Origin of the sequence: Virgisporangium aurantiacum, from assembly GCF_016863635.1 — a bacterium.
GTDB classification, from domain to species: domain Bacteria; phylum Actinomycetota; class Actinomycetes; order Mycobacteriales; family Micromonosporaceae; genus Virgisporangium; species Virgisporangium aurantiacum.
This window is the reverse complement of record NZ_BOPG01000168.1, coordinates 1-2,456: the sequence shown is the minus strand read 5'-3', so window position 1 is coordinate 2,456 and position 2,456 is coordinate 1. Positions and strand designations below refer to the sequence as shown.

Genomic DNA, 2,456 nt, shown 5'->3' with positions numbered 1-2,456 from the left:
GGGTAGGGTCGGCCACGCAGCGAGGTGCCCGGGTTCGGGTCCTTTTCCGCGTGGCCTCCCTCCGAACCGGGCGGACCCGTTTCCGAGTACCCGGCTCTCCAGCGACTACGACGTGAGCTGTGGCGGTTGCGGCTTCGCATGGATGTGTTGGTGGCAGCCGCCGCAGACCACCAGGGTCTTGCGGCGCCGTTTCACCATCTGCTGTATCCATGCGGGTTGGTCCGCGCCGGCCTTGACGAGGTCTGCGAGGTTGTGGATGTGGTGCACCTCGATGTCATCCGTCTGCCTGCATAGCTCGCATTTTCCCTTCAGGAGTCGCTTGATCAGCTCCTTGTGGGGGTAGAGCGGCCGGTGCGGCTGGCGGTCGGCGATGACCGCCGTCTTCTGCCGTTTGAGGGCGATCCCGCCGAACCGTGCGACCAGTGGCTTCCTGCCGTCGCGGACGATGCTGGCCTCGAAGCACGTGCGTAGCCCGTACGGTGTCACGACTTTGGCCTTGTGCTTGGCCGCCATCTTCGACACCGACGAGCGGTGCTTACGGGCCAGGGTCTTGAGCATCGAGGTCTCCATGACCCAGCGCAGCCGGTGCAGTCGTTGGACGTCACTGGCCAGCAGGTAGTACTGGACGATGCCGCGGTACTCGGCCCCGAACTTCCCGACGATGGTGTAGTCATCTTCGCGGATGATCGGGTTGCGGCAGGCTGGCCTGCCGCGTGCCAGGTAGAGGGCACGTTTCGCCTTGACCGCCGAAGCGGGCACCCGCAACACGACCGTCCCGTTCAGCGAGCGGCGGTTGCGCCGGTCGCTGGTGGACCGTCGTTGTGTCTTGCGGTCGGTGCCTGCCACGGAGATCTCGTAGCCGAGGAACCTGGCCCGCTGGGTGCGGGCGTGGGTCACCAGCGTCTTGTCCTGCGACAGCTCCAGGTTGAGCTCGTCGCGCATGAACTCGGCCAGACGCTGCTTGATCTCCTCGGCTTCGGCTTTCGGTCCGGCGAACCCGAGCAAGGTGTCGTCGGCATACCTGCAATAGCGCAGCCGGCGATAGCCAGGATCGTCAGGATCCTGGCTGGGCAGGCGATGCAGCCGCCGGTAGAGCGAGCGCACCTCAGTACGGTCACCTCTCCTGCGGGCTCGCGCGATCGCCTGTTCCACCGTGCGGTAGGCCGGGTTACGCGCCCGAAGCCTGCCTCGGGTGTACTCCGGGATCAGCACCGTTTCGACGAAGCGGTCCAACTTGTGCAGGTAGATCGAGGACAGGATCGGAGACGCGACACCGCCCTGCGGCGCACCGGAGAGCGTTTCGTGCCAGACCCAGTCCTCCAGATATCCGGCGGTGAGCATGGTGCGCACCAGCCGCAGGAACCGGTTGTCATGGATAGACTCCGCCAGCGTCGAGAGCATGACCTCATGATCAAAACTCCCGAAGCAGTCAGCGACGTCACCCTCGATGAACCACGTCGTCCCGGTCCAGGTGTTGGCCACCTCCCGCAACGCGGTGTGGCAGCCCCGGCCGGGACGGAAGCCGTGGGACCGGTCGGAGAACTGGACGTCGTAGTACGCCTCCAACAGCAGGCGCACCACCTCGCCGACCAGTTTGTCCGACCAGGTCGGCAGGCCAAGCGGGCGCGTCTTGCCGTTGCCCGCCTTCTTGGGGATGTGCACCCTGCGCACCGGACGGAAACGGTACCGCTCGAAGCGCATCGCCTCGATGATGCGGCCGATCTTGCCCAGCGACATGCCGTCCACGGTTTCCTGGCTGACCCCGCGGGTCATCGCACCCTTGTTGGCGTAGATGCGCCCGTAGGCCAGCAGATACAACTGCGGGTTGAACAACTGCCGATACAGTTCTTCCAACGGCAGGCCGCGCCTGCCGCGCTCACGTAGGACACCCAGCACCGTTTCGGCGCTCTGCATTACGCATACCTCCCAGCTTGCGGAGTGTCCGAGTCACCTGGCCCCCTTCGCCCGAATGTGGACGGCTTTCCCGTCCTCCTTGGCCGGTCGTGACTCCGGCGACTACTACGGGGCCTCCGTCGTCATAGGACTCGCGTCCGGTAGACGATCCCACGTTCGTCCTGGTCATACGTCCTAGCGCGACGTAGGCATCCCACTCATCTCCTTGAATGCCCTCACTGGGCATCGCTCCATGGCCCCGAAAGTTGCGCCGCTGTAGTTCCACGATCAGCGCAGGGCTGGCGCCGGTTTCAGATGTCTTTCCGGCGGATGTGAACTTCCATCTTCTGGAGATTGGGATTCAAGCAATCCAGCTTTCGCCATATCACGCGGGTCCCCCAAGCGCACCGTCCCGGACACCTGGACCCAGCCGCTGGTTTCCTGGCATGCTCTTGTCCCCGCTTCGGCCTTTCGGCTGCGGGTAAGCCATCAGACCCAGGAACCTCCCTTCGAGTTCCTCCCGGCTATGCCGGGGATACAACCAGGCGCCTCGTGGCGCACAA

1 protein-coding gene is annotated in these 2,456 nt (G+C 64.9%); it reads right to left on the bottom strand.

Features of this window, described 5'->3' with window-relative positions:
- Nucleotides 1-105: 105 nt before the first annotated feature.
- Nucleotides 106-1,914, bottom strand: coding sequence for a reverse transcriptase/maturase family protein (locus tag Vau01_RS62835; protein WP_239153149.1), 1,809 nt, complete (start codon nt 1,912-1,914; stop codon nt 106-108).
- Between the last annotated feature and the right edge of the window lie 542 nt (nt 1,915-2,456).

Coding starts and splice junctions, on each gene's coding strand:
- Vau01_RS62835 (WP_239153149.1), bottom strand. CDS start 1,914: ATGCAGAGCGCCGAAACGGTGCTGGGTGTCCTACGTGAGCGCGGCAGG.